20 protein-coding genes are annotated in these 25,879 nt (G+C 35.4%); 10 read left to right on the top strand and 10 right to left on the bottom strand.

Annotated elements, in window-relative coordinates; all coding sequences use genetic code 11:
- The 3 genes from rpsG to fusA form a co-directional block, all read right to left on the bottom strand.
- Positions 1–483 carry a 30S ribosomal protein S7 gene (gene rpsG / locus MY04_RS14740; protein ID WP_066210764.1) on the bottom strand — a complete coding sequence of 161 codons (483 nt, stop codon included), beginning with the start codon at positions 481–483 and terminating at the stop codon, positions 1–3.
- A gap of 101 nt (positions 484–584) precedes the next feature.
- Entirely contained in the window at positions 585–959 is a 375-nt protein-coding gene (gene rpsL / locus MY04_RS14735; RefSeq protein WP_044202330.1) for a 30S ribosomal protein S12, read from the bottom strand.
- A gap of 540 nt (positions 960–1,499) precedes the next feature.
- Entirely contained in the window at positions 1,500–3,638 is a 2,139-nt protein-coding gene (fusA, locus tag MY04_RS14730; protein ID WP_084005901.1) for an elongation factor G, read from the bottom strand.
- A gap of 302 nt (positions 3,639–3,940) precedes the next feature.
- Here fusA and MY04_RS14725 point away from each other — a divergent pair, with 302 nt between their 5' ends.
- A complete protein-coding gene (locus MY04_RS14725; protein ID WP_066210760.1) occupies positions 3,941–4,699 on the top strand; it encodes a hypothetical protein in 759 nt (252 codons plus the stop codon).
- A 255-nt stretch (positions 4,700–4,954) separates the two neighbouring features.
- On the opposite strand, the gene MY04_RS14720 is transcribed toward MY04_RS14725, so the two are convergent.
- The 7 genes from MY04_RS14720 to MY04_RS14690 form a co-directional block, all read right to left on the bottom strand.
- Positions 4,955–5,887 (bottom strand): hypothetical protein, encoded by a 933-nt coding sequence (locus tag MY04_RS14720; protein ID WP_066210758.1) that lies wholly within the window; start codon positions 5,885–5,887, stop codon positions 4,955–4,957.
- 816 nt (positions 5,888–6,703) lie between these two features.
- Entirely contained in the window at positions 6,704–8,074 is a 1,371-nt protein-coding gene (locus tag MY04_RS14715) for a BatD family protein (protein ID WP_066210756.1), read from the bottom strand.
- Complete coding sequence (locus tag MY04_RS14710; RefSeq protein WP_066210754.1) at positions 8,068–9,825, bottom strand: VWA domain-containing protein; 1,758 nt, start codon at positions 9,823–9,825, stop codon at positions 8,068–8,070. The genes MY04_RS14715 and MY04_RS14710 overlap by 7 nt, the downstream gene beginning before the upstream one ends.
- On the bottom strand, positions 9,822–10,856 hold the full coding sequence (locus MY04_RS14705) for a VWA domain-containing protein (protein WP_066210750.1): 1,035 nt from the start codon (positions 10,854–10,856) through the stop codon (positions 9,822–9,824). Before MY04_RS14705 ends, MY04_RS14710 begins: the two co-directional genes overlap by 4 nt.
- Positions 10,804–11,295: a DUF4381 domain-containing protein gene (locus MY04_RS14700; protein WP_066210748.1), complete on the bottom strand. Its 492-nt coding sequence runs from the start codon at positions 11,293–11,295 to the stop codon at positions 10,804–10,806. Before MY04_RS14700 ends, MY04_RS14705 begins: the two co-directional genes overlap by 53 nt.
- Before the next feature lies 1 nt (position 11,296).
- A complete protein-coding gene (locus MY04_RS14695; protein ID WP_084005900.1) occupies positions 11,297–12,232 on the bottom strand; it encodes a DUF58 domain-containing protein in 936 nt (311 codons plus the stop codon).
- 12 nt (positions 12,233–12,244) lie between these two features.
- Positions 12,245–13,216 (bottom strand): AAA family ATPase, encoded by a 972-nt coding sequence (locus tag MY04_RS14690; protein ID WP_066210746.1) that lies wholly within the window; start codon positions 13,214–13,216, stop codon positions 12,245–12,247.
- 494 nt (positions 13,217–13,710) lie between these two features.
- On the opposite strand from MY04_RS14690, the gene MY04_RS14685 reads away from it, so the two are divergent.
- From MY04_RS14685 to MY04_RS14650, 9 genes are all read left to right on the top strand, one after another.
- Complete coding sequence (locus MY04_RS14685) at positions 13,711–15,186, top strand: SDR family oxidoreductase (RefSeq protein ID WP_066210743.1); 1,476 nt, start codon at positions 13,711–13,713, stop codon at positions 15,184–15,186.
- Positions 15,187–15,761: 575 nt separating this feature from the next.
- Positions 15,762–15,896, top strand: a complete 135-nt coding sequence (locus tag MY04_RS28240) for a hypothetical protein (protein ID WP_257793908.1) — start codon at positions 15,762–15,764, stop codon at positions 15,894–15,896.
- A gap of 709 nt (positions 15,897–16,605) precedes the next feature.
- Positions 16,606–16,932: a nucleotide pyrophosphohydrolase gene (locus MY04_RS14680; protein WP_066210741.1), complete on the top strand. Its 327-nt coding sequence runs from the start codon at positions 16,606–16,608 to the stop codon at positions 16,930–16,932.
- Between the two features lie 229 nt (positions 16,933–17,161).
- Positions 17,162–18,658: an arylsulfatase gene (locus MY04_RS14675; RefSeq protein ID WP_066210739.1), complete on the top strand. Its 1,497-nt coding sequence runs from the start codon at positions 17,162–17,164 to the stop codon at positions 18,656–18,658.
- An 89-nt stretch (positions 18,659–18,747) separates the two neighbouring features.
- Entirely contained in the window at positions 18,748–19,275 is a 528-nt protein-coding gene (locus MY04_RS14670) for a transporter (RefSeq protein WP_066210737.1), read from the top strand.
- A 137-nt stretch (positions 19,276–19,412) separates the two neighbouring features.
- On the top strand, positions 19,413–20,867 hold the full coding sequence (locus tag MY04_RS14665; RefSeq protein WP_066210735.1) for a M48 family metalloprotease: 1,455 nt from the start codon (positions 19,413–19,415) through the stop codon (positions 20,865–20,867).
- Between the two features lie 336 nt (positions 20,868–21,203).
- Positions 21,204–21,683, top strand: a complete 480-nt coding sequence (locus MY04_RS14660; RefSeq protein ID WP_158297714.1) for a hypothetical protein — start codon at positions 21,204–21,206, stop codon at positions 21,681–21,683.
- A 50-nt stretch (positions 21,684–21,733) separates the two neighbouring features.
- On the top strand, positions 21,734–22,315 hold the full coding sequence (locus MY04_RS14655) for an HdeD family acid-resistance protein (RefSeq protein ID WP_169055536.1): 582 nt from the start codon (positions 21,734–21,736) through the stop codon (positions 22,313–22,315).
- Positions 22,316–22,417: 102 nt separating this feature from the next.
- Complete coding sequence (locus MY04_RS14650; protein ID WP_158297713.1) at positions 22,418–25,879, top strand: sensor histidine kinase; 3,462 nt, start codon at positions 22,418–22,420, stop codon at positions 25,877–25,879.

Genomic DNA, 25,879 nt, shown 5'->3' with positions numbered 1-25,879 from the left:
TTAGAATCTAAAGTGTGAAAATGCTTTATTTGCTTCTGCCATACGGTGAGTATCGTCTTTCTTCTTCACTGCAGCACCTTCTCCACGAGAAGCAGCAATGATTTCAGCAGCAAGACGCTCCTTCATAGTACGCTCGTTACGCTTTCTAGACATAGTGATCATCCACTTCATACCTAGAGATTGCTTACGATCTGGACGTACTTCAACTGGCACTTGGAAAGTTGCACCACCAACACGGCGTGCTTTAACTTCTACTGTTGGCATTACGTTCGAAAGTCCTTTTTTGAATACTTCCAATGCATCAACAGTTTCGCCTTCTTTTGAAAGCTTTGAACCAACAAGTTCTAACGCATCGTAGAAAATGCTGTATGCAATACTTTTTTTGCCGTCAACCATTAAGTTGTTAACGAACTTTGTTACCATAGTATCACCGAATTTTGGATCTGGTAATACGTAGCGCTTTTTAGGTTTCGCCTTTCTCATTTCTCTAAAGAATAAATAATTTAAGAGATGTCCTTACTGACAAAAATGTCTTTACTTCAGGACTTGGACTTTAATAAATTTTTTAAGTAAGTAGGTACCTATTACTTCTTAGGTTTTTTAGTACCGTACTTAGAACGACGTTGACCACGTCCTTCAACACCAGCTGTATCAAGAGCTCCACGAACGATGTGATATCTCACACCAGGAAGATCTTTAATACGACCACCACGAATCAAAACGATTGAGTGCTCTTGCAAGTTGTGTCCTTCACCTGGGATATAAGCATTGACTTCCTTACCGTTAGTCAAACGAACCCTTGCTACTTTACGCATCGCCGAGTTAGGCTTCTTAGGCGTAGTAGTGTAAACTCTTGTACATACTCCTCTACGTTGAGGGCATGAATCTAATGCAGGAGATTTAGATTTTAAAACAATCTTCTTTCTTCCTTTTCTAACAAGTTGTTGAATAGTAGGCATTTACTTAACTTTTTAATTTAAATGCGTCTAACGTTCGATACTATTAATTCTCGAATGCAAAAATTTTACAGTGGGCAAAGGTATTAATTTATTCTGTTTTTTCCATTCTTTTATATAAACTATTTGTTATGAGTTTGTTATCATCTATTAATTTGATTGTTAATAAAATGTAATTCACTGGTTTTAAGGAGGAATGTTGTTGTGAAATAGACCTTTTTAAATTTTTAGCTATTGATTTGAAGCTTAGGAGTTAGGGGTAATAAGTAATAACTAATAGGTAATAAGGAAAGGCCATTGAGTTTTGTTGAAGTTAGGAGTTAGGAATGAGGAGTTAGGAACTGAGGTAGAGAAATAATATTAGCATCTATGACTTTGATTTATTTGATGATGACGGATTATTTACATCCCCGTCTTCAACGAGGCGGCGTCAGCCCCTCGAGCACAGTCACTGATGTTGAAAGACCATCTACATCTATAAAAAACAAAAGACCTATGAGTATGTCCCATAGGCCTATGATATATTAAATTAATAATGTGTGGTTACTTCTTCGTATCCGCAATCACTTCCTGAGCGATATTATTAGGTACTTCTTTATATTCTGAGAAGGTAAGAGTAGCTGATGCTCTACCTGAAGTAATTGTACGAAGATCAGTGACATAACCGAATAATTCAGATAATGGAACGTCGGCTTTGATCACTACGGCTCCGTTCGACATTTCTTGTCCTTTTGGTAATCCTCTTCTTTTGTTGATATCACCAATGACGGAACCTGTGTATTCATCTGGAGTGATGACAGATACATCCATGATAGGTTCTAAGATGATTGGTGTACAAGATTTGGCCGCTTCTTTGAAACCTAGTTTTGCCGCTAATTCGAATGATAATGCATCCGAATCGACATCATGATATGAACCATAGAATAGTCTAACACGCATGGCATCGATTGGGTAGCCTGCTAGTGCACCGCTTCCCATGGCTGCTTGAAAACCTTTCTGAACAGCTGGAATGAATTCTTTTGGAATGACACCCCCTTTAATTTCATCTACAAATTGTAAACCTGGTTGTACAACGCCATTTTCATCGGGTTCAGCTGGACCTAATTCGAATTGGATATCGGCAAACTTACCTTTACCACCGGTTTGTTTTTTATAAGTTTCTCTATGTTCTGTAGACGATTTAATGGCTTCACGATAGGCCACTTGAGGAGCACCTTCGTTGATTTCGACATTAAATTCACGTTTTAAACGGTCTACGATAATTTCTAGGTGAAGCTCTCCCATACCTTTTAAGATCGTCTGACCCGTTTCGTGGTTGGTTTCTACCGTTAATGTAGGATCCTCTTCCACTAATTTCGCAATGGCTACTCCTAATTTATCGACATCACCTTTTGTTTTGGGCTCGATAGCGATACCAATTACTGGTTCCGGGAAAACCATTTCTTCCAATACAATTGGAGCTCCTAGCTCAACTAAAGTATCACCCGTCTTGATATCTTTAAAACCAACGCCAGCACAAATATCGCCGGCTTCCACTTGAGGAATTGGGTTTTGTTTGTTGGAGTGCATTTGCATCAAACGGGAAATACGTTCTTTTTTACCTGTACGCATATTCAATACATAGGAACCCGCTTCAAGCGTACCAGAATAGGCACGTAAGAAACATAAGCGACCAACAAATGGATCGGTAGCAATTTTGAAGGCCAATGCAGCGAATTTATCAGATGCATCTGCTTTTCGAGTTTCTTGTTCTCCAGTTTCAGGGTTGGTACCAATCGTATCTGGTAAATCAAGTGGTGAGGGTAAATAAGAACAAACAGCATCTAATAATGCCTGAACACCTTTATTTTTAAATGCAGAACCACACATTACAGGGGAGAATTCCATATTCATCACCGCCTTACGAACAGCGGCACGAACTTCATCAGGAGTAATCGAATCGGGATCATCGAAGAATTTTTCCATTAATTCCTCGTTGTGTGTAGACACTGCTTCGATAAGGTTTTCTCTCCATTCAGCCACTTCGTCGACCATGTCTGCAGGAGTTTCAATTACTTCATAGGTAAATCCTTGGTCAGCCTCATTCCAAACGATGGCTTCATTGGTGATTAAATCAACCACTCCTTTAAAGTTTTCTTCTGCACCAATTGGTAATTGTAATGGGACAGGAGTCGCTCCTAATTTGTCTTCAATTGTTTTTACGGCTTTTAAAAAGTCAGCTCCCGCTCTATCCATTTTATTAATAAAACAGATTCTTGGTACTTTGTAATCATCGGCCTGACGCCATACCGTTTCCGATTGAGGTTCAACTCCCGATACGGCATCAAATAAAGCAACGGCTCCATCCAATACACGAAGTGATCGAGCTACTTCTACGGTAAAGTCAACGTGACCGGGAGTATCGATAATATTTACTTTATATTCTTCGGAAGCTGGAGTGGGTTTCCCTTGTTCAGTGGGGTAATTCCAAGTCGTAGTAGTAGCTGCTGATGTAATGGTAATACCACGTTCTTGTTCTTGTTCCATCCAGTCCATGGTAGCGGCACCGTCGTGAACCTCTCCAATTTTATGAGATTTTCCAGTATAGTAAAGAATACGTTCTGTGGTGGTAGTTTTTCCGGCATCAATATGTGCCATGATACCAATATTTCTTTGGTGCGAAAGACTAATTTTCTTTGCCACGATGATTAGATTTTAAGTTGGGTGAATTAAATTAAAGATGAACATCTGAAGTGGAAAATTTACTTCAAATGAAAATCAAATGGTTGAATTGGTGCAGAATTTACTATTTAATATTCTTATAATCAATGAATAAGTTTTCAATTTGATATTAAATTCAATATCAAGTACTATTTACAGGCTTTTTGATATTTACCTATCTTGTTTGATGTTATCTCTATGTATTTAAGATTAGATGATGTTCATTGATAAATAATTAATAAAATTTTGCATTTTTGTGGTAATTGAAATTATCACTTAGCGATATGATTAAAATAACTAAAATACTACCTCTACTTACCTTTATCTTTCTATTTGGAGGACACACCTATGCTCAAGAAGCAAAAATTCAGAAAGCAGATGTGTATGTGACTGGAGGTTTAGAAATAATTTTTTCAGGAAATACTGGACTACAAATGGCAGGACAGGAAATCAATGGAGGTGTGCTTCGTTTTGCTCCTGTGTTTAACTGGCAATCACTTATAAACTTCGATTTTAGCCCAAGATTTGGTCTTTATACCGGTTTTGGAATTAGAAATGTCGGAATGATTTTCGACGTGCCTTCTGAATTTGTAGATTCTTCTGTTCAAGGACCAGTAAGAAAAAAAGTTAGAACTTATAACTTAGGTATTCCTGTAGGTTTTAAAGTTGGTAACCTTCATGGATTATTTTTCTATGGTGGGTATGAGTTTGAAATTCCTGTTCAATACAAAGAAAAAACATTTGTATCCGAAAGAAAGGACGATCGTTTTTCTGTTTGGTTTACTGATCGTGTCAATCTTCAGCACTCATTAATGTTGGGTGTTCAATTTCCTTATGGTACCAACTTGAAGTTTAAATATTACTTGAATGATTACTTTAATTCTTCTTGGGGTAGAAATCAGGTGAATATGAAAGGAACCAATTTATCGTATAACCAAATTACAGGAAACGTTTTCTATGTTTCTCTAAATATCAATCTGTTTAGAAATACGAAATTCTACTTCTCTGAATATGAAAAGAAACATACTTTTCCTCAGAGTTAAAGAGAAAAATATATTTTAGTATATGAAAAAGGCTGCTTCCATTTGAAAGCAGCCTTTGTTATTTGGTTTATTAAGGAAATACAAGGCTACTTCCGAAGTGAGCAGCCTTGAATAATCAGTATCAATCGACATGAATGGAGGAGTCTTCTTCAACTAACTTTTTGAATTCAAAGTCATCCTCTATTTCATCTGATTTGCACCGATCACACGAAATTGATAATAAGGTTATTAAAATAGTTAATACAAAGAGGCGCATTATTCTATTACTATAGTGTCATCTACTTCTTCAAGATCTTCGAAAGCAAAGTTTAAACCTTCAAAAGTCTTTACTCTTGGCGTTAAAGATTTGTCGATGATTAGACCAAATCCTTTTGCTTTTCCAGGAGTAACCATTTGATTTGGATAATCTTCTGCTTTGAAGTCCCATCTTTTATTAACACCACCTTCTACTAGTTCGCCTTCTTCATCGATTTCTCTAATAGTTAAAGCAATTTTGATCTTAGCACCTGTTGTTAAAACACAGCTAGAAACATCAATCCAACCTGCTGACCCAGAGAAGAACATAGGAGCAGTTTTGTCAGTTACATTACCATCTGCATCATAGGCGTGAACATTTAAAATTGCTTGATAGAAACGAGGCATTTCTTGATCTTCAAACATAGCAGCAACAGTCATTCTACCGTTTTGAGGATTCATTTCAAAAGTTTCAAGAGTTGTTGTTGTATTCACATCTTTTACTTGAGGTGTTGCTTCATATGCCACAATAGGGTTACGAGAAGATCTTGCAACATTTAACACTTCAGAAATTGTGATGTTTGGATCCAGTTCATTAATTCTATTCATGATCATGATATCTGCAGAACCACAATCATAGCTGTAAGAAGCACTAAACTCTCTAGCGTTACCAAAAGGAACATCTATTAGTTTTCCTCCCTCTGTGTCTGTTGGAGGTACAAATGCCCAAGGCTCTCCATCTTGTGTTTTACCATCAATAGTAAACATGATTTCAGATTGGTTAATCCAATCTACAGCAGCTGTTCTTGCATTAGATAGTGTAGGTGCACCTACTTTAACAGCTAGATCTACTGTTTCTAATTCAGGACCTACTTCAGGTTGTTCATCTTGATTTGTACATGAGAACATGAAAGATGCTAATAAAGCACCTAAAAATAAGGGTAAATTTTTCATTTTTAATGATTGAATTTAAAGTTGTTTTAGTAAATACAATAGAAAGATTTCTATCGTTTGTTTAGCTGAAACTATATAAGGTAAAGAATATAATTTCAAGGGTTTAGGTTTCGTGTGACCACTAAAGAAACGATGTTACTTTAGTCTTCGGGTAGGTGAATTTGCTAGAAAATTGTTTTCTACATAGTAATACTGATTAAAATTAAATAATTGATGTCTATCCGACAGATAAAAAACAATAGATACATTCGATGAATGTAGGATATCAAATACGATCCAATAGAAATTATCTTATTGTGATTGAAACACCGAATAGAAGGGTACTCATCGCTTACGACGAGCTGGGGTAAAGAATATGATTAGTTATCTATATTTTCAATTAGTTTTTGGATTTTTGAGTAAAGTTTTTAGTGTTATACGAAGGTCTTTTTTTATATAACAATCTAAATGTCGCAATAAAATTTTAACGTTCTTAATTATTTTTGTTAATGAATGTTTTTGAGTATTAAGAGATAAAATGATCCTTTTTTATTGTGTATGACAAGTTTTATTGTTGAATATTTATTTTGTAATAAATTGATAATGTATTTATTAGAATATCATAATTTAAAATATAAATTGTGATATAAATTAGTTGAAAAAAGTATTATCTGAAGGAAATTGCAGATGAGTAGACAATATTATTTGAAAGTTTATTCTAAATGTTAAATTTTTATTTTTAAATGTAAGGGTTCTGTTTTTTCATAAAGTGAATGAAAAAAGTGTTTATAAAAAAGGTCCTTGCATTGCTACAAGAACCTTTTCTCCTTTACGGATTCAAATCATCCAATTCTTTTTCTTTTTCTCCTTCCAACTTTTTTTCTTATCCGTTTTCAGTAAGATTTTTCTATCCCACTTTAGTTGTTTGATCAATCGAATTTTTAATTCTTCCGATATGGACTCTTGTCCTTTTTTGTATTTTTCTTCCGATACCTCATCTATCAAATCACTTAATTGATGCGAAAGTAAAGCTTCGAATAATGTCTGCTTGTAATTACTCACACTCTGGTTGGGAAGTAAGTTGATCCAAATAGTAAATAATTGAAGGATCTCATTTATTTTCTTTTTCTTGATAGCGGATATCAAATGGCCGAAAGCGACCGATTCTTGATAACTGAAAGTGGATTTTTTCTTCTGAATGAAGGTCCTCATTTTTTGATCTGGGCGGTAGCGATAAACCATCAATAAAATGATACCTACCGCAAGCATTTCTTTCCAGTGAACAGGTACGTAATCTTCCCAAGTTTTTTCTTCCACTTTTTCTTGGGGTTCTTGTACCTGATTCAACTTGTTTAAACTATCCTGAAGGGAAGCCAACATGCTTAAGTTAGGATTTTCAGAAATTGTGATTTTTCTGTCTTTAGAAGTGACTTCTTTTGATTTTTTATTGTAGGGGTGATAGTACCTCACCTTAATGCCAGGAATCTCAAAAGTTCCGGCCTCTTGAACTAAGTAAGTAATTACTTGTCTTTGAGTACCTGATATATACCCTTCGTTATTGTTATAATTCGAGTTACTTGGAGCTTCAGGGTATACACCTGCCCATGTTAGAGAATCAAATTCTCTCACGGGAATAAGTGGTCCCAATGTATTGCCTGCTGTAATCGTGATGGTTCTTTTCAGCACATCACCTACTTTTACTTTAGACAAATCTTTGTTCCAAGTATCTTTCAAACGAACATTAGTAGAAACCAACCACTCTTTGGGATCTTCGCCTAATGGAGGTGGGACTACTTTAATGGTCTTTTCTTTCGTCTTAAGAATTCTCTTTTTCCCTTTGTAATCGCCCGGATCGGGTGTTTCCACTTCTAAAGTTAGTGAAGGAAAAGTGTTGTCGCCCGCACTGAAAGGGAATACCCAATAGGTTTGTTGAACGCCTGCGTATTTATATTTCCCAATTTGCATGGAGTTAGGAACGGCTCTGCCGTCCTTCACCATCAAGGCGTTGGGTAGTTGGAAATCTTCGAAATTGAGACCTTTAGTAAACCAAGTAGTAGTATAAATGGATAGCTGCACTTTAAATGGCTCTCCCACCATCACTTGTTTTTTATTTACCTTAGTGGTGGTAAACAAAGTGGCTCTTTCTTGTGCCCAAACCGATACTCCCAACAGTAGGCACATTGCTGTAAATATGTACTTTCTTACCATTTTTGATCAGTAGGTTTAGGTTTATTCTCGTTGGTTAAATATTGGTATTTGAATTTCTTTTTCAAGAACGTACTTGGTTCCAATTTCACCTGACGAATCATACTTGCTTTGGATTGACTCTTTGATGCCGAAAACTGCATTTCTAAAAGCTCTTCCATACTTGGATTTATTTCTTTCTCACCCATTTCTTGAATGGTTTCGGATGCTCCTTCCGCTTTACGATCCGAATTTTGAGCAGATTCTTGTTCTGGTTCACCTGCTTCGGGCTCATAGATTTTACCTTGCATGGCTTTATCTTTTCCTAAACTGCTTTCTTCAGACATATTGATATTGATTAATCGCATCTGTTCGTTGGCAATTTCGAGATTCTTTTGTGCAGGGTCCAAAGTGGGGTCAATATCCAAAGCCATTTGAAAAGCTTGTTGTGCTGCTTCCCAATTCCCCAATTTCGCTTGAGAAACACCAAGGTTATACATGTTATCTGCAGTGATATCTTCGGCATAAGCATCGGCTGCTTTTTCGTATTCTCCATTCTGAGCCAGCACGTATGCTTTCTGAGAGTTATCATCAAACAATTCGGTGGCTTGCAGGGTGTCTCCTTTGTCTAAGGCTTTTTGGGCTTGTTGATCTCGTGTCCAAAAGAAATCCTTTACAGTAAGATCATCTTTTGGTAATTGTTGTACTCCATCACAACTTGTGAAGATGAAAATAAAAGGAAGGATGATCATCCAATTCCATTGTACTAGAAGTCCTTTTCTGAACCAGAATAAGGCAAGTACAGCCATAATATAAACTAGATAATAACCTACATCTACCCAATCTTCCTCCGCTTTTTCGCTGTCTTTGGTAAATACTAAAGACTCCTTGATTTCCTTCACATACAACTCAATATCGGTCTTGTCTAATGTGAACGGAATAAGAGAAACATTCGGAATTGCCAATGTCTTTTGTAGTTGATTGGTATTTAAATTTACTGTAACTGCTTTGCCGTTCTTATCTCTAAGTAGCTTATTTCTATAAAGAGGAACATGACTTCCTTCCGGAGTGGCCAAAACCAATAAGTTGTATTTATCTTCTGAATCTGCACGTTTTGCCAATGCTTGAGTAGCTTCTGCATCCACATCGTCCGTAACTACCCAAACGAAACTTGGGGCATCCGTTTTTTCTAAGATGTTATCAGATAGCTTTAAGGCTTCTTCTAGGCGACTCCCTTTTAAAGGCATGCTATAGGGTGATAAAGCATCCAATGTGGATTGGAATGTTTTGAAATCTTTGGTTGGGGGCAATGCTTCATGAGCAGATCCAGCAAAGACAATCAAACCTGTATTTACGCCTTCATTCATTTCAAGATAGTCCTTGATTTTCATTTTGGCTCTTTCCAATCGGTTCGGACCAATATCGGTAGCCAACATCGAGCGTGATAAATCTAAAACGATAATGACTTTGGCTTCCGTCTGATTTCCCGGTTTGTCCACTCTTTTCCAAGTAGGTCCAGCTGCTGCAACTACCGCAATTGCTAACGTAAAAATCATTAATAACTTAGGGAACCATGCACCTTTTTTATTGCCTTTTATCATAAGGACTTTTAGCAATTGAGGATTCACTAACTTTTTCCAATTTTCCGCTTCTCTTACCGAAATCCATGTAATGATGAACAGTATCCCTACAGGAATTAATGCCCATAAATATTCCGGACGGAGAAAGTGAATATTGGTAGAGAACCCTTCGAAAAACTCATTTATTTCTTTCATGATGCTCTACGGTTAAGTGATATAATCAATTGAACTATAATCGTGGTAAACTGAGTGAAGAACACTAATGCCAAACATCCTAAAATAGGGTAGTAAAACAACAATCGTGTTGGACGATAGCTTTCGTCTTCAAATTCGATAGGTTCTAGCTCATTCAGTTTATCGTATATCTTATTTAACTCCTCTAGATTACCGGCGAAGAAGTAATCACCGCCTGTATTCTTGGCAATCATCTTTAAGGTTTTATCATCCAATTCATAAGCTGCAGATTTCTTTGTGCCGATACCGACAGTATAGATTTTAATAGAATCATCTGCCGCCATTTGCGATGCAGTAATTGGAACGATTTCACTTCCGCTATCCTGACCATCAGTTAATAAAATCATTACTTTCTGATCGATGGAGTCGGCATCAAATACTTGGGTCGATAGGGCAATGGCATTACCAATAGTGGTTTTGTGGCCAGCCATACCAATTCCCGCTTCATTAATGGTGTGATTGATAATTTCTAAATCGGGCGTAAAAGGCATTGCAAAGACATCACTACCGAAAAGCATTAGACCGATACGATCACCTTCTCTCTTTTCAATAAAATCGTGAAGTACACCTTGTACGGCTTGCCAACGCGACATACGGTTGCCATTTTCATCCACCCAGTCGCGCGTTTCCATACTCATAGAGATATCGGCAGCGATCAGAAGGTTCCTGGCTTCTTTTACTTTCTTGGCAGGTTCGCCAATATATTGTGGATTCGAAAGTGCGGTCACCACCAAGCACCAGCAAATAAAGTTGACTAAGTACTGGAACCACTTTCTTTTTAAAACAGTCGCACTTTTCTGAGGCTTCAATTTCGTCGCCTCCGTCAATTCATCGAATTTAGGATAATACAATGCGTCCTTTTTCTGCTTGTAGGCAGGGTACAACCACCACATAAAAATGGGGAGAGGCAGCAAGGCAAACATCCAAGGGTAGGCTAACTCATACATGACTCTTAATCCATTTTTTGGCTGAAGTAGCCAAAGATTCAACATTATTTATCTGCTCGGCTTTCATGTATGGAGCATTGATCATCAGTTCTTCTTCCTGGGAATTGAACTTTGATTTAGAGTGATCATTTAAAAACGAAATCCATTCTGCTCCTTGTAAAGAAGCGACTTCAGTTCTTGAATAGGTCGTTAATGCCACTCTTTTTAATATCTGATTGATGTGATATACCTTGTCGTTGGAAGTTGTTTGCTGTGCAATCATCTCATCAATTTGTTGAATAGCGGTACGTCTGTACGTGCTGTTCAAATAATTAATGTACCATTTGATGATCATCACCAACACTACCAACCCCACTAATCCTGCTATTATCCACCAACCGATAGCGTTGGGTGTCATGTCCACTTTTTCCGGTGGAATGAAATCCAATACCTGATTGGCCAATTGCGTAGAATCAGAAACGGTATTTATATCTTGAGCATTCATTTTAATGGTCTTTTAGGAGTGTTCTCACTTGAGCACTTGCTCGCTCGCTAGTGGTAAACGTAAGCAATGGAATACCATATTCGGCGAACTGATCCGTCAGCAATTCTTTATCATTTGCAAAAGATTTCGACTGACGGTCTCTTTCTTTTTTCATCAAATTACTAATAGACACCTGTTTTTCGCTGTTGGATAATGATAGGGTCGTCATAGGTAAATCTTTCTCCCATTCATCTTCCACATGGAAAATCATCACATCATTATGTCTTTTTAAATTGAAGATATGATGAAGGCTTTTATCAGAAATTCCTCTTAAATCAGAGATGATGATAATAAGGTAATCGTGATTCACACTCGAGCGGATTTTCTGAAAAACACTTTCCAACAAAGCAGTCTTCGATTTTGGAGCTTCCTCCGCACTGAGTTTTTGATTATAGACTTCGACCGTTTTCAACATCTGAAGAATGGCAGTGGTACTACGTTGAGGACGAATTTGTTGATATTCCGTGTCGTTAAAAACAAACGCCCCCACACGGTCGCCCACTTCTACCGTTCTCCAAGCACCCAAAGCACAAAGGTGTGCACTGATGGTCGATTTTAAGAATTGCTGTGTTCCGAAAAACATCGACGAAGACTGATCTACCACCAATAATACAGGACGTTCTCTTTCCTCTGAAAATACTTTTGTATGTGTTTTCTGAGTTCTGGCAGTCACTTTCCAATCGATATTTCTGATATCGTCTCCAGCGACATAAGCACGTACTTCTTTAAAGTCCAAACCACGACCACGCATTGCCGACTTGTGTCGACCCGCTAAAAGTGATTGAACTTTGTATTTGGGTAGAAAACTAAATCCAGACGCTTCAAACTGAAGACCATGCAACTCGTTTAGAGTCACATTTACCGGATTTAAATCTCCATTTTTATCGATCTTTTTCATCGTATTAAAGATTTAGGCAACAGCAACTTTACTCAACAATTCATCAATTATTTGTTCCTTAGAGATACCCAAAGCATTTGCTTCGAAGCTACTCACAATTCTATGGCGGAACACGTCTTTAATGACTGTCTGAATATCCTCAGGTTTTACGAAATCCCTTCCGTTTAACCAAGCCTGAACTCTTGCTACTTTATCTAAAGCAATGGTAGCACGTGGAGAACATCCAACGTCGATCCACTTGTCTAAATCCTCACTGTACTTTTCTGGAGTACGAGTAGCATACACCAATGCAACAATATATTTTTCGATCGCCTCGGAAACATGCACTTCTTGCACCTCTTGACGTGCTTGGAAGATGATGTCCTTCGGTAATTTTTCTACTTCTTTCTTTACCTTCTCGGCAGTTGATTTTTCTTCTGAACGAACCAAACGTAATACTTCTAACTCTGCATCTATCGAAGGATAATTAACGATAACGTGCATTAAAAAACGGTCCATTTGTGCTTCTGGAAGGGGGTAAGTTCCTTCTTGCTCAATTGGGTTTTGAGTCGCCATCACAAAGAAAGGAGAAGGCAATTCATAGGTAGTACCTGCAACGGTCACCTGACGTTCCTGCATCGCTTCTAATAAAGCCGATTGTACTTTTGCTGGTGCACGGTTGATCTCATCTGCTAAAATCAAGTTATTGAAGATTGGTCCTTTTTGAAAGACAAAATTTTCTTCACCTTGATTTTGATAGATCTCAGTACCTGTAATATCTGAGGGTAAAAGGTCGGGCGTAAACTGTACTCTACTTAAACCCAAGTCCATATTCTTGGCTAGAGCATTAATTGCTCTTGTTTTAGCCAAACCAGGCAAACCTTCTAGCAATAAATTACCATCTGATATTAAACAAGAAATAATTCTATTGATTACTTGCTCTTGACCAATAATCGATTTGGCCATAAGCTCCTGTAGCTTTTGTATTGAGGCTAGTGCTGACACGGTAGTATGATTTATATTGTTTGATATTAAACAAAATAACGAAAAACTTATTTTGAGAGATGCTGTTGTTAAGAATTGTTTAGACCATTAGAAGTCTTTTCTCAACACCTCAAAGGTCTTGTTTTATAGCTATTGTTTAATGCGTAAAATACCATTTGATTTAAATTAGGTAATTCACCTACATGTATTGATATACTTAACATTTTGATGTGAAGTTGAAAAACAAAGTAAGATTGAACAGATAAGTATAAAGTTTGACTATTGAGGTAAATTATATCAATTGAATAGACTTTTAAGCTAAAATTGAAATAGATAGATTGTTATCTATTAAGTTAAGTACTTTACATTAAAAAGTGGATTTTTTTCATAAAAACTATCGATTTCATTCATATTTCAATAAAAGGTTGTCATTTCATAATCAAAGAATAACAAAGTAGAGTAGAACGATGTTATTTGTTTACCACTCTTCAAGACTTAACCCAATCATTTAAATTATGAGAATATTACTTACCGGCTCCACAGGATACATTGGTAGAAGATTATTACCATTATTAGTCAAGCAAGGACATCATGTTATTTGTTTGTGCAGGGATCCTAGAAGGTTCGATTATGAAGATTTTGATGATAGTTTCATGAAGAATGTTACTGTGGTAAAAGGAGATTTACTCGACGAATCATCATTACAAAATTTACCCTTAGATTTTGATGTCGCTTATTACTTGGTACATTCCATGAGTAATTCTTTTGATGATTTTGAAAAACTAGAGAAGAAATCGGCTACTAATTTTAAGAACTATGTTTCTAGATCTGATTGTCAGCAAATGATTTATTTGGGTGGAATAGTAAATGCTAAAAAGTTATCAAGACATTTGGGTTCTAGACTGCAAGTGGAAGAGATTTTAGGAAGTGGGAAAGTGCCACTAACTGTTTTAAGAGCAGCGATTATAATTGGGTCAGGCAGTGCATCATTTGAAATTATCAGAGACTTAGTAGAAAAATTACCAGTGATGATTGCCCCAAAATGGTTGAAAACGAAATGTCAGCCGATTAGTATTCGAAATGTGATGGATTACCTCACCGGTATAATTCTAAAAGAAGAAACCTACAACAGGGTATTTGATATTGGAGGTAAGTGTATTCTTAATTATAAAGAGATGTTGCTTCGTTTCTCAAAAGTCAGAAAACTTAATAGAAGGATATTAGTAGTTCCAGTTTTTACACCCAACCTATCTTCTTATTGGTTGTATTTTGTGACTTCTACAACCTATACTCTTGCTAGAAGTTTGGTAGAAAGTATGGACAATGAAGTGGTCTGTCAGAATGGAAACATACAAGAAATTGTCCCAGTAAAATTATACAGTTATGAGGAAGCTTTAGAAATGGCTTTCCAAAGAATAGAACAGAATGCAGTAGTGTCGAGTTGGAAAGAATCGATTATTGGACCAATAAGAGAAGACTTCCTTGATTTAATTCAAGTGCCCAAATATGGATGCCTAACCGATAAACGTAAGTTTGAATTCGATCGTCCCGACGAGGAGGTATTGGATAACATATGGTCGATAGGCGGTGATCGTGGATGGTATTATGGTACTTGGCTGTGGAGAATTCGTGGGATCATGGACAAATTTGTTGGAGGTGTTGGTTTAAGAAGAGGAAGAAGAAGTCCAACGGAATTAAAAACCGGAGAAGCTTTAGATTTTTGGAGGGTGATACTTGCTGATCGAAAACATAAAAGATTATTACTGTTTGCGGAAATGAAACTGCCTGGAGAAGCATGGTTAGAATTTAAGATTAAGGAAAAGGATGGTAAAAAATGGTTAGAGCAAAAAGCAACATTTAGACCTTTAGGTATCTGGGGAAGAATGTATTGGTATACTGTTTACCCTTTTCATGGATTCGTTTTTCCTGGGATGGCAAAGAATATTATCTCCTACAAACAGAGGGATTTATATCCAAAAACGGCCTCTTGAAGAAAAATTAAAACATTAACAATTAATTAATATAAAAAATTCGGTAGAAGTGTATTGGTGGACACTTACAACATTGGTAAGGGTGATCGAAGTACACTTCTATTTTTATATACTGATCGTAGAGTGTTATGCAGAATAAAATATAATAAAGTGTCGAATATGATATTAATAATATTTTGTTCACATAGCCTTTAATTGTATAAATGCCCTATAATAAACCGAAACTTATTCTCACCTTTGTCGTGTAATCAAATAGAAAACAAAACAAAAAATTAAAATTTAAAAGACATGAAAAATCAAAATAATATCATCACAGTAACAGCTACAGGTTTTCCAGTAATCGTGAAAACAAGCAAGTAATTAAAGTATAAACATTAAACATTTAAAGACATGAAAAATCAAAACAACATCATCACAGTAACAGCAACAGGTTACCCAGTGATCGTAAGAACAAATAAGTAATTAATACAATAAAATTTAAAATTTAGAAATTATGAAAACGAGACAAAACACAATCGTAACACATACAGCCACAGGCTTTCCAATTATTATTAAAACAAATAAATAACAAAATTATGAAAACAATTAAAGGACAAATTATCACGGCAACAGCCACAGGTTTCCCAGTTTTAATTCCTGTAAGTAAAGCAAAAGAAACAAAGAAAACTGAAGTAAAAGAGATAAAAGGTAATGTAAAGCAATATGCTTAAGCATTACTTTTAGAAGTAAGAAGTAAGAAGTAAGAAGTAAGAAGTAAGAAGTAAGAAGTAATGCCCATGAGGGCTTTTTTTATGCCCTAAACTTTTTGACCGTTGTAGATTTCACCCAGATTATTACTTAAAAAAAGAATTACAACTAACTCTAAACGACCACTCCTTTATGTAGATATACCAAAACAATTAGAAATTCCTAACTCCTAACTCCTAACACCTAATTCCTACCTCCAATCTAATATTGCCTAAAACTAATAGTTTGTGTAACAGCTTGTGTAACGAGGGGTTACACCACCTCTTTTTGGAAGGTGAGTAGATGAAGAAAATGTATAAGAATTGGTTTTGACTAAAACGCTTGATTAGCTTTGTTTCATCGAGGGGTTTCACCACCTCTCTAATGTAAATAGTTATTTCCTCTTAGTTTCTCAGTTCTTTAATTAAAAAACCGAGGTCGGGAGATCTCTAACGTTTTTAGGCACAAATGTCGCTATCGCCTAACATTTGCGCCAGTTTTACCTCTTCCCTTTACTTTCTAAACATCCACAGGAATGAATTCTATAGCTTTTGATACGCTAGGCATTTTAATTGATATTCTTAGTTATTCCCTATTAGTTATTACTTAAAAAACGAGCGTTAGCTTTGCTACCTGCTACCTAATTAAATTAAATTCACTAAGTTTGATCATCAATTAATTTCAAAGACAATTATGACTTTAGAGGAAGTACAAAAAGTAGTTGATGAGTGGATCAATACTACTGGCGTTAGATATTTTAATGAGTTGACAAACACTGCTATTCTAATGGAAGAAGTAGGAGAAGTTGCTCGTATTATGGCGAGAAAATACGGAGAACAATCATTCAAGAAATCGGATGAGGATGTTGATCTAGCCGATGAAATGGCGGATGTAATGTTTGTTTTAGTGTGTTTAGCCAATCAAACGGGAATTGATTTAACGGAAGCATTGAAGAAAAACTTAGAAAAGAAGTCCATTCGTGATGCTGATAGACATAAAAACAACGAGAAATTAAAGTAAAGTTTAATTCTTATTGTATAAAAAAACACCTTCCTCAGTATTTGATATTGAAGAAGGTGTTTTTTTATGGTCAATAATCAAGCACTTATATATGCCTAGGTAATTTACCTAAACTTTCCAATTAGGTTTTCTACTCACCTATAAGAGTCCTCCACCTTGCACCTTTGTAATGTGATCAATGATCATAAAAACAAAAAAAACAGCTCTCTTAAATTAAAAAGTAGAAACGATGAAACAGTTTATTTTATTTATCCTTGTTGCTTTATTCTCTCAACAATTGATGGCTCAAAAGAAAAAGAAGTCATCCAATCAAAAGCCTAATATATTAGTCATTTTTGGTGATGATATTGGAATGTTTAACATCAGTGCTTACAACGATGGCATGATGGGTTACAAAACACCAAATATCGATAGGATTGCCAATTCAGGAATTCGATTTACCGATAGTTATGCACAGAATAGTTGTACAGCCGGTCGTTCAGTTTTTGTAACTGGTCAAAGTGCAAAAAGAACAGGTCTTTCTAAAGTGGGTTTACCTGGCGATGATCTAGGAATACAAAAAGAAGACCCAACAATTGCTGAAATCCTAAAAGACATGGGTTATACTACGGGTCAGTTTGGTAAAAACCACTTAGGTGATAAAGACGAGTTCTTACCCACTAACCACGGATTTGATGAGTTCTTTGGTAACCTTTACCACTTAAATGCGGAAGAGGAGCCAGAACATCCAGATTATCCAAAAGATCCTGCTTTTAAAGAAAGATTTGGTCCAAGAGGTGTAATCCACTCTTATGCTGATGGTCGTATTTCTGATACAGGTCCATTAACTAAGAAAAGAATGGAAACTGTAGATAGAGAATTCTTAGCAGCTTCTATTGACTTTATTGATAGAGCACATAATGATGATGAACCATTCTTTGTATGGTTTAATTCTACAAGAATGCATGTTGTGACTCACCTTACAGAAGAGGCTGATGGTAAAACAGGTCAAGGCATCTATGCGGATGGTATGGTAGAGCATGATGGTCATGTTGGTCAGTTATTAGATAAATTAGATGAGTTAGGAATTACAGAAAACACGATTGTAGTGTATACTACTGATAATGGAGCAGAGGTATTGTCATGGCCTGACGGTGGTATGATTCCTTTCCGTGGAGAGAAAAATACAACTTGGGAAGGTGGTTTCAGAGCACCAATGATGGTGAGCTGGCCTGGAACAATTGCTCCTCAAGTATCAAATGAGATTATCTCTCTAGAAGACTGGATGCCAACATTAGTTGCTGCAGCGGGCGATTCTCAAATTAAAGATAAATTAATGAAAGGTCATAAGGCAGGTGATATGACTTATAAAGTTCACCTAGATGGTTACAACTTTATGCCTTATTTCTTAGGAGAGGTAGATAAAGGACCAAGAGAAGAGTTCTTCTACTTCACAGACGGAGGCGATTTATCAGCTGTAAGAGTTGGAGATTGGAAGTTTATGTTCTCTATCCAAGAGCATGAAGGTTTAGATGTTTGGATTAAGCCTTTCACAAAGTTGAGAGCGCCGATCATCATTAACCTTCGAAGAGATCCTTTCGAAAGAGCAATTGACGAATCTGGTTATACAGATTTCTTCATCGAACATATGTTCTTGATGGCTCCAACGGTTGAAAGAATTAAACAATATATGGGTACTTTCAAAGAGTTCCCTCCAAGACAAGCGGCAGCTTCTTGGGTAGAATAATTTTATCGGAAATATTCGCAAACTACCTAAAGGGGCGCTAGATATGGCGTCCCTTTTTTTATTAACTCTATCTTAAAATCCAATTTATCATGAAAAAAGTAATCGTATTTATATCGATAGTGTTTTTTAGTTTTTCAGCAGTAGCTCAAGACTTGCACGAAGTTGAAAAGAAAGAGAATAAGCATTTTGTATCTATCACTTTCGCTCAAACATATATTCCTCAAGGAGTAGATATGGATAACTTAAATCATAAGGGACATTTAGTTCCAGGCTTTGGTATTGATTACCTGTACCGATTATCTCCAAAATTTGAAATTGGGGCAATGGTAGACTATGAAATGGGCAGTTATATTATTCCTCATAAAGAAGATTTAATCAGGGATCATGCATTTGTTTTAGTAGGAGTAGCTACCTATACCATTCTACCCAACTGGAATATTTTCCTTGGTGGAGGGGTTGAACTAGAAAAGCATCATAATCTAGGAGTATTCAGAATGGGGACTGAGGTAAATTTCAATATTGGAAGAGATTGGAGTATTCCAGTAGGCTATTTCTATGATATAAAAGAAGGGTACGATACCTCTTCAATTAGTGTAGGAATTGGTAAGGCGTTTTAAAAGAAACCCATTTAGGCATTTTGCCTATTTCATAACAATAGGTTTTCTACTCACATATAATAGCACATATCCTTGCACCTTTGTAATGTGATCAAGAGATAATCACAACAATAAAAGCTCTCTAAAAAATTATTGCTATGAAACAATTTACTGTACTTCTTCAAATTATTTTAATTTTTCAATTCTCTATAATTCAAGCACAAAGTATTGAAGTAGATAAAACCTTAGGACTAGAATATGCCAATCAGGTGATTCAAGAACAAGGAGTTTATCAAGATGAAAAATTGACAGCATATGTTGATGGAGTAGGACAAAAATTGGTCAATCAATTAGAGAAAAGACAATTTGATTATCAGTTTAGAATTGTTCCTCAAATAGAACCAAATGCTTTTGCTTTGCCAGGAGGGTATGTGTTTATCACAACAGGTCTTTTAAGTATTATCCGTACAGAAGATGAGTTAGCTGGAATTCTATCGCACGAAATTATTCATGCACATAACAGACATTCCATTACTCAAATGAAGAAAGGTATTTTGCCTAAAATATTAGAATTACCTGGTGATATTATCGGCATTATCAGTAAAGATTTAGGGGCTATTTTTAATGCTCCAATCAAAACAACCAATGCTTTGTATATGGCTTCCTATGGTCGTAAAAAGGAAACCGAAGCAGACCTAGAAGGGATGGAGTTAGCAGTAAAAGCAGGGTATACACCAACAGCTTTAAAAGATATTCTTCATCGGATGACGACCTCTATAGAATTGGTTACCGGCGAACAAGAAAAGCATAGTTATTTTAGTGATCATCCATATACTCCTAACCGAGAAAGTGATATTGAATTAAAGGCTTCTTTTATGCCATTGGTAAAAGAAAATGACCAAAACGGACAGTATTTACATCAGATTGATGGGGTCTTATTTGGCAATAGTATTCATCAAGGAGTATTTAATAGGTATGAATTTTTGCACCCAGATTTACAATTCAAAGTCACGTTTCCTAAAGAATGGATGTTAACCAATACAGCTGAATATTTTGGTGGGTATAGTCAGAATTATAAAGATGGAATTATCATCAATTTAGAAAAGGAAAAAGATGTGACTCAAGCGGTATTATCCTTTACAGAAAAATTATCTGATAAAGAGAAAAGCTTGCTGGTTGAAAAAGTGGCTTTCGATCATGGTAATGATAAAGGTTTTAGAATGTCGTTTAGAGCAACATCAAAGAAACAGGAGAATTACGCCAATATCGGTTGGGTGAAGGTGAATGGACAAGTATATAGAATAAGTAATTTTTCTGATTCGCCTACACTTAAAAATTTCAATAAGGTAATAGTATCATTTAAGAAAATGGATGATGATGACTTTGAAAAAATAAAGACAAAAAAAATCTCTATTGTGAAATCAAACAAAGGAGAAACCTTACAGAAACTTTGTCAGCGAAGTGGTAATATCTCTGATATACAATTGATAGAGGTATTAAACGATAAAAAAGCAGATCAAAAACTGGAAAAAGGAGAAAGTATCAAAATAGTGAAGAAGTATCCTTACACTTCAGAAAAAGAAATTAGACATGATATTAAAATTATGAAATAATTGATGTTGTGTGACTTATAATATTAGATGTGAACCGTATACGTAGTTAAATGAAAATTGTGACACTTATAATTCTATTGCTAATGATGATCTTTTTTGGAGAGATATCATCAGCAGGAGAGGACAACCCTGAATTTATTGAAGTATTTATTTATTAGGGTAAAGAAGTACAATTAGTACTACCTTAAAGAGGGGACACAATGTGTCCTCTTTTTTTTATACCACCCTTAGGTAATTTACCTAATCTGTCCATTTAGGTAACCCTGCAATATAAATGGAAGATGATTAATGCACCTTTGTAATGTAATCAAAAGCTCTTTTAAATCAATTGCTATCATGAAAACTACAGAAAGAAAAACGCTCTCTTACCCATTAAGTTTAATGGAAGTGAAAAAAGAAATCTCTAACAGAATAGATGATTTTTTATTGGAAAATGAAATCACTATTGCTGATAAAATCAAAACACTGGAATCGGATAGTTTACAGGTTCTAGGTAAAGCGGCACTTCAAGAAGAACAAAACTTTGATGAAGTAAGCGAAAAAGTCGATATCATCTTTAACAACATGAGATATAAGGTGATGGCGAAAATTATGAGTGATGGAGACCTTACAGAAGCTCAAAAGGAAATCAAGTTACAAGAATCATTACTGGATATCTATCAGCTTCAAAATAGCGTAGAGGAAATGATTCTTAGAATATCCATTCAGTTGGAGGATATGAATAATGATACAAAATCATATTTACAAAAATCTACTGATGTAGGTAGAGAGTTTGTTTCGAATATTACGACACTTACCTCATCAATTTTCAAATAATAAAATCGTTTAATTAATCTCTCAAAAATCAAAAATTCATGGAAAATCAAATGAAAAACTCATTGCAAAAATCGTTAAAACATTGGTGGTTATTATTAGTATCTGGATTCTTATTAATAGCAGCAGGTGTGTTTACTTTTACTTATCCGATTGAAAGTTATATCGCTTTATCGATTGTTTTCAGTATCACTTTTATTGTTACCGGACTATCTGATATTACTTTTTCAGTTATTAACAGAAAGACAGTAAAAGGCTGGGGATGGTCAGTTTTCTGGGGTTTGATTAATGTATTGTTGGGTGCATTTTTGATCAAAAACCCAGCAATATCAATGCAGACATTACCTATGTATGTTGGATTTACATTGATGATTAGAGCCATCGGAGCAATATCATTCTCACAAATACTTAAGAGTTTTGGACTCATCACTAGAGACCCATTATTCTATGTGGGAGTCGTTGGTTTAATTCTATCAATGATCTTAATATGGAATCCGGTTTGGGCAGGGTTTACTATCATATCATTAACTGGTGCGGTATTCATCTTCTTGGGTGTTTATCAAATAGCAGTGTCGTTAAAGTTAAAACAAGCGAGAAAAATACTTAAAGAAAAAGTGGATTTAGAGATTGTTTAGTTTTTCATTCTAGGAAGGTATCGAAAGGTATCTTCCTTCTTTCATTTCATGAGAGAACACACTATATTCATCTTACTTTTCTATTATCCTCTTCATGTTACTATGCACCGACTGATTTTTTTATGTCAAACTTTCAAAATCGTAGTATTTCTTGTTGTTTTCACAACAAGATTTTTGTGTGCTCAGACGTTAAGTCCTTCCACGCCAATTGGAGAATATGAATTAAAATCATGGACAGAAATTCAGGAAACCCCCATCGACAGAGTATTTACTATCCGACAAGATAAAGAAGGCTTTTTGTGGATTGGATCGGATAGAGGGTTATTAAAGTTTGATGGAGGTCAGGTGAAAGTCTTTGATCTGAAAACGGACCCAATAATAGAAACAGAATCCATCGTTTTTATAGAATTTGATGTTAATGACCGTCTTTGGTTTGCCACTAGAAGGGGACTTTTTTATTTAGAGGACAACAAAGCAGTTCAGGTTTTTCATAAAGATGGAAGCAAGGTGAAAAGTATTTTTAGTATGTTTTCTGATGAAAATGGAGTGGTTTGGTTTAGTAAGCAAAGGAAAATCTATTCTATAGAAAACAATCAGATAAAAGAGCACGATTATCCCATACCTGCTTTATTCCGGATCATGCCTGGAGAGGATGGACAAATCCTTACTTTGCATACTTATTTAAATAATCAGGAATCAATTGTCTACCGTTGGGATCCGAAGACCAATAAAGCCATCAAAATAAATAAACAGCCTATTCCAGTGATGGCTTTTACAGTAAAACAGTACCATGATAAACTGTTAATTGGAGGACAATGGGGGGAATTGTGCGAGTTCAATCCAATAAATAATAGATTGCATTATTGGGTGAGGAAGAACGATACTAAAACTACTATAAGAAATATTCTTGTTCAGAAAGATGGTACTATCTGGGCTGGTGGTTTTGGTTTGCATAGAGTTTATAACAATAAAGTAAGTACACTTACAGAAGAAAATGACTTATCGTATAACAAAGTACGAAGTATCTTTATTGATAGAGATGGAAACTTATGGGTAGGTGCAATGGCAGGTTTAAATTATATATCAAATACTCCTTTCAAGCAAATACCTAAATCAGAAACAAATAAAAATGCAACGTTTCATCGTCCGTTAGTGATTAATAATCAAATTGTATTTGGCTCATTAAATCAAGGGATGTTTACCTACGATGGAGAAAATGTAGTAAAAATGTTTTCTGATCAGATTATTGGGGATAACATTCTGGAAACCTCAAAAGCACTGAATGGAAACCTTTTGTTATCAACAAATTTGGGAGGTTTTGAAGTAAGTGTTGATAAACGATCCTTGATAGTGGTAAGAAAAATTTATGATGGTAAAACCAAGGATCTCTTTCAATTATCAGATGGACGATTTATAATAAATACATCCAAAGGGTTTTACATTTCAAAAGAGGATACTTTGACGAGCCTGAGGAAACCTTTTTTAGAAATTGAAGGATTTAATCGAACCTTAGGAAAAGATTGGATAAGCACCAATAAAGGAGTCTATTTGATAGAATCCGATACATTAAGATTATTTGATAAACACCCGTCATTATCAAAATATATAACTAGTGTAGCACAAGGAGAAGATTCTACTTTGTGGATTGGTACCTATGGTAGTGGACTACTTCACATTAAAAACGAAAATGAAGTCATTCATTATGATACAAGAACGAATTTACCAGCAAATCAGGCCATGATGGTCGCTACATCTAAAGCTCAAGGAAATTGGTTCTTTGTTACACACAAGAAAGAACAATATTTAAGAGAGATTCTTCCTGTAAATATCAATGGAAAACAAACGCTGCATCTAGGAAAAAAGTTTAAGTGGAATTTTGCCGATGATGCTTTCCATGAGGTGGGTTATGATCCGAAATTTGTCAATTATAATGGTCAACTTTATTTATTAACCGAAGATAATCTATATCTGTTTCAACCAAGGAAAGTAAATTATTCTCAACCTAAAGTATTGCTAAAGGAAGTGGTGGTTAACGGAGAAAAATCAGACCACTTTCCTACAGTTATTGATGCCGATTTAGAACAATTGGAGTTCCATTTATCTACCTTGGATTTTACTCAAGAAGATCGACTATCATACGATTACATGATCGAAGGATATGATAAAAAATGGATAAATATGCAGACCAGATCCATCGCCTATTATAACGATCTACCTGCAGGTAATTATACTTTTAAAGCACGAATCAGAAATTCTGATAACACGTTTTCTTATTTAACAAATCCATATTCTTTCCAAAAGCTGGAGTTTTGGTATAAAACACCTTGGGCTAAACTCATATACATATTAAGTATCCTACTCATCATTATAGTTGTTTTTCAATGGCGATTAAAGTTGTTGAAATTACAAAGAAGAAAGCTTCAGATAAAGGTGGATGAAAGAACGCAAGAACTTCAATACCTAAATGAAAATCTAGAAAACTTAGTCGAGGAGAGAACCAAAAAGATTTCTTTACTCAACGAAGACCTTACTCAAAGTGAGGAGCGATTAAAATACGCCTTGGAAGCTACGAAAGATGGAATATGGGATCAGAACCTAAAAGAGAAAATCTTAATGATTAGTGAAGCTTCTGCACATCTTTTAGGATATGAATTAAACGATTGTGATAAAGCGACAGGTATCCATCCTTTTATCCATCCTGATGATATTGAAGGTTGGTTGAACTACTATAATACGATACAATATCAGATGGATAAGGATGAAATAGAAGACCAAGAATTTAGGTTTCATCATAAAGATGGTCGTTTGATATGGTTGTTGGTGAGAGCAAAAATTGTGGAGAGAGATAAAAATAATCAACCACAGAGAATTGTAGGAACGTACATCGACATCACCGAAAAGAAAAAGAAAACACAAGAGGTCTTAGAAGCAATTATCCGAACTGAGGACAACGAAAGACAACGTATCTCAAAAGACATTCACGATGGATTACAACAGACTTTAACGATTGCTTCATTGAACTTTCAATCTGTAAAAAAGAATTTGAAGGAAGTATCAAATAGTATGTTGGATAAGTTTGAGACTGGTTGGGAGTACCTTCAGAAATCAATTACAGAGAGCCGTTCTGTAGCACATAGTTTAATGCCTAAAGCGATTGTTGACTTCGGGATCATATCGGCTTTTGATAGTTTAATTACTGAAGTCGATAAAAGTAGTGAGGAAATACAATTTTCGTTTTTCCATAATTTCGAAGAGCATCAGATCGAAAATCATCAGATAGAAATTACACTTTATAGAATTCTACAGGAAGGAATCAATAATATTTTTAAGTACTCAAAGGCAACAAAAGTGGATATTCAATTAAAGAACTATGAGGATATTTATATGCTGACCATTGAGGATAATGGGGTTGGTTTTGATACATCAAAAGTATTGTCAGAAAATTCGGGTTTAGGATTTAAAGGAATGAAAAATCGACTGGATGCAATAGGAGGATTCTTGGAGATAGAAAGTAGAGAAGGAAGAGGAACAACATTATTAATTGAAATCAATAAAAATTTTTAA

The sequence above is a fragment of the Flammeovirga sp. MY04 genome (assembly GCF_001682195.2).
In the GTDB taxonomy this organism is placed as follows: domain Bacteria; phylum Bacteroidota; class Bacteroidia; order Cytophagales; family Flammeovirgaceae; genus Flammeovirga; species Flammeovirga yaeyamensis.
Note: the sequence above shows the minus strand (reverse complement) of the source record. Positions and strands in the feature narration are given on the sequence as shown.

Coding starts and splice junctions, on each gene's coding strand:
- MY04_RS14670 (WP_066210737.1), top strand. CDS start 18,748: ATGAAAAAAGTAATCGTATTTATATCGATAGTGTTTTTTAGTTTTTCA.
- MY04_RS14700 (WP_066210748.1), bottom strand. CDS start 11,295: ATGAATGCTCAAGATATAAATACCGTTTCTGATTCTACGCAATTGGCC.
- MY04_RS14705 (WP_066210750.1), bottom strand. CDS start 10,856: ATGTTGAATCTTTGGCTACTTCAGCCAAAAAATGGATTAAGAGTCATG.
- MY04_RS14655 (WP_169055536.1), top strand. CDS start 21,734: ATGAAAAACTCATTGCAAAAATCGTTAAAACATTGGTGGTTATTATTA.
- MY04_RS14650 (WP_158297713.1), top strand. CDS start 22,418: ATGCACCGACTGATTTTTTTATGTCAAACTTTCAAAATCGTAGTATTT.
- rpsL (WP_044202330.1), bottom strand. CDS start 959: ATGCCTACTATTCAACAACTTGTTAGAAAAGGAAGAAAGAAGATTGTT.
- MY04_RS14660 (WP_158297714.1), top strand. CDS start 21,204: ATGAAAACTACAGAAAGAAAAACGCTCTCTTACCCATTAAGTTTAATG.
- MY04_RS14695 (WP_084005900.1), bottom strand. CDS start 12,232: ATGAAAAAGATCGATAAAAATGGAGATTTAAATCCGGTAAATGTGACT.
- MY04_RS14665 (WP_066210735.1), top strand. CDS start 19,413: ATGAAACAATTTACTGTACTTCTTCAAATTATTTTAATTTTTCAATTC.
- MY04_RS14710 (WP_066210754.1), bottom strand. CDS start 9,825: ATGAAAGAAATAAATGAGTTTTTCGAAGGGTTCTCTACCAATATTCAC.
- MY04_RS14725 (WP_066210760.1), top strand. CDS start 3,941: ATGATTAAAATAACTAAAATACTACCTCTACTTACCTTTATCTTTCTA.
- MY04_RS14680 (WP_066210741.1), top strand. CDS start 16,606: ATGACTTTAGAGGAAGTACAAAAAGTAGTTGATGAGTGGATCAATACT.
- MY04_RS28240 (WP_257793908.1), top strand. CDS start 15,762: ATGAAAACAATTAAAGGACAAATTATCACGGCAACAGCCACAGGTTTC.
- MY04_RS14685 (WP_066210743.1), top strand. CDS start 13,711: ATGAGAATATTACTTACCGGCTCCACAGGATACATTGGTAGAAGATTA.
- MY04_RS14720 (WP_066210758.1), bottom strand. CDS start 5,887: ATGAAAAATTTACCCTTATTTTTAGGTGCTTTATTAGCATCTTTCATG.
- MY04_RS14715 (WP_066210756.1), bottom strand. CDS start 8,074: ATGGTAAGAAAGTACATATTTACAGCAATGTGCCTACTGTTGGGAGTA.
- MY04_RS14675 (WP_066210739.1), top strand. CDS start 17,162: ATGAAACAGTTTATTTTATTTATCCTTGTTGCTTTATTCTCTCAACAA.
- rpsG (WP_066210764.1), bottom strand. CDS start 483: ATGAGAAAGGCGAAACCTAAAAAGCGCTACGTATTACCAGATCCAAAA.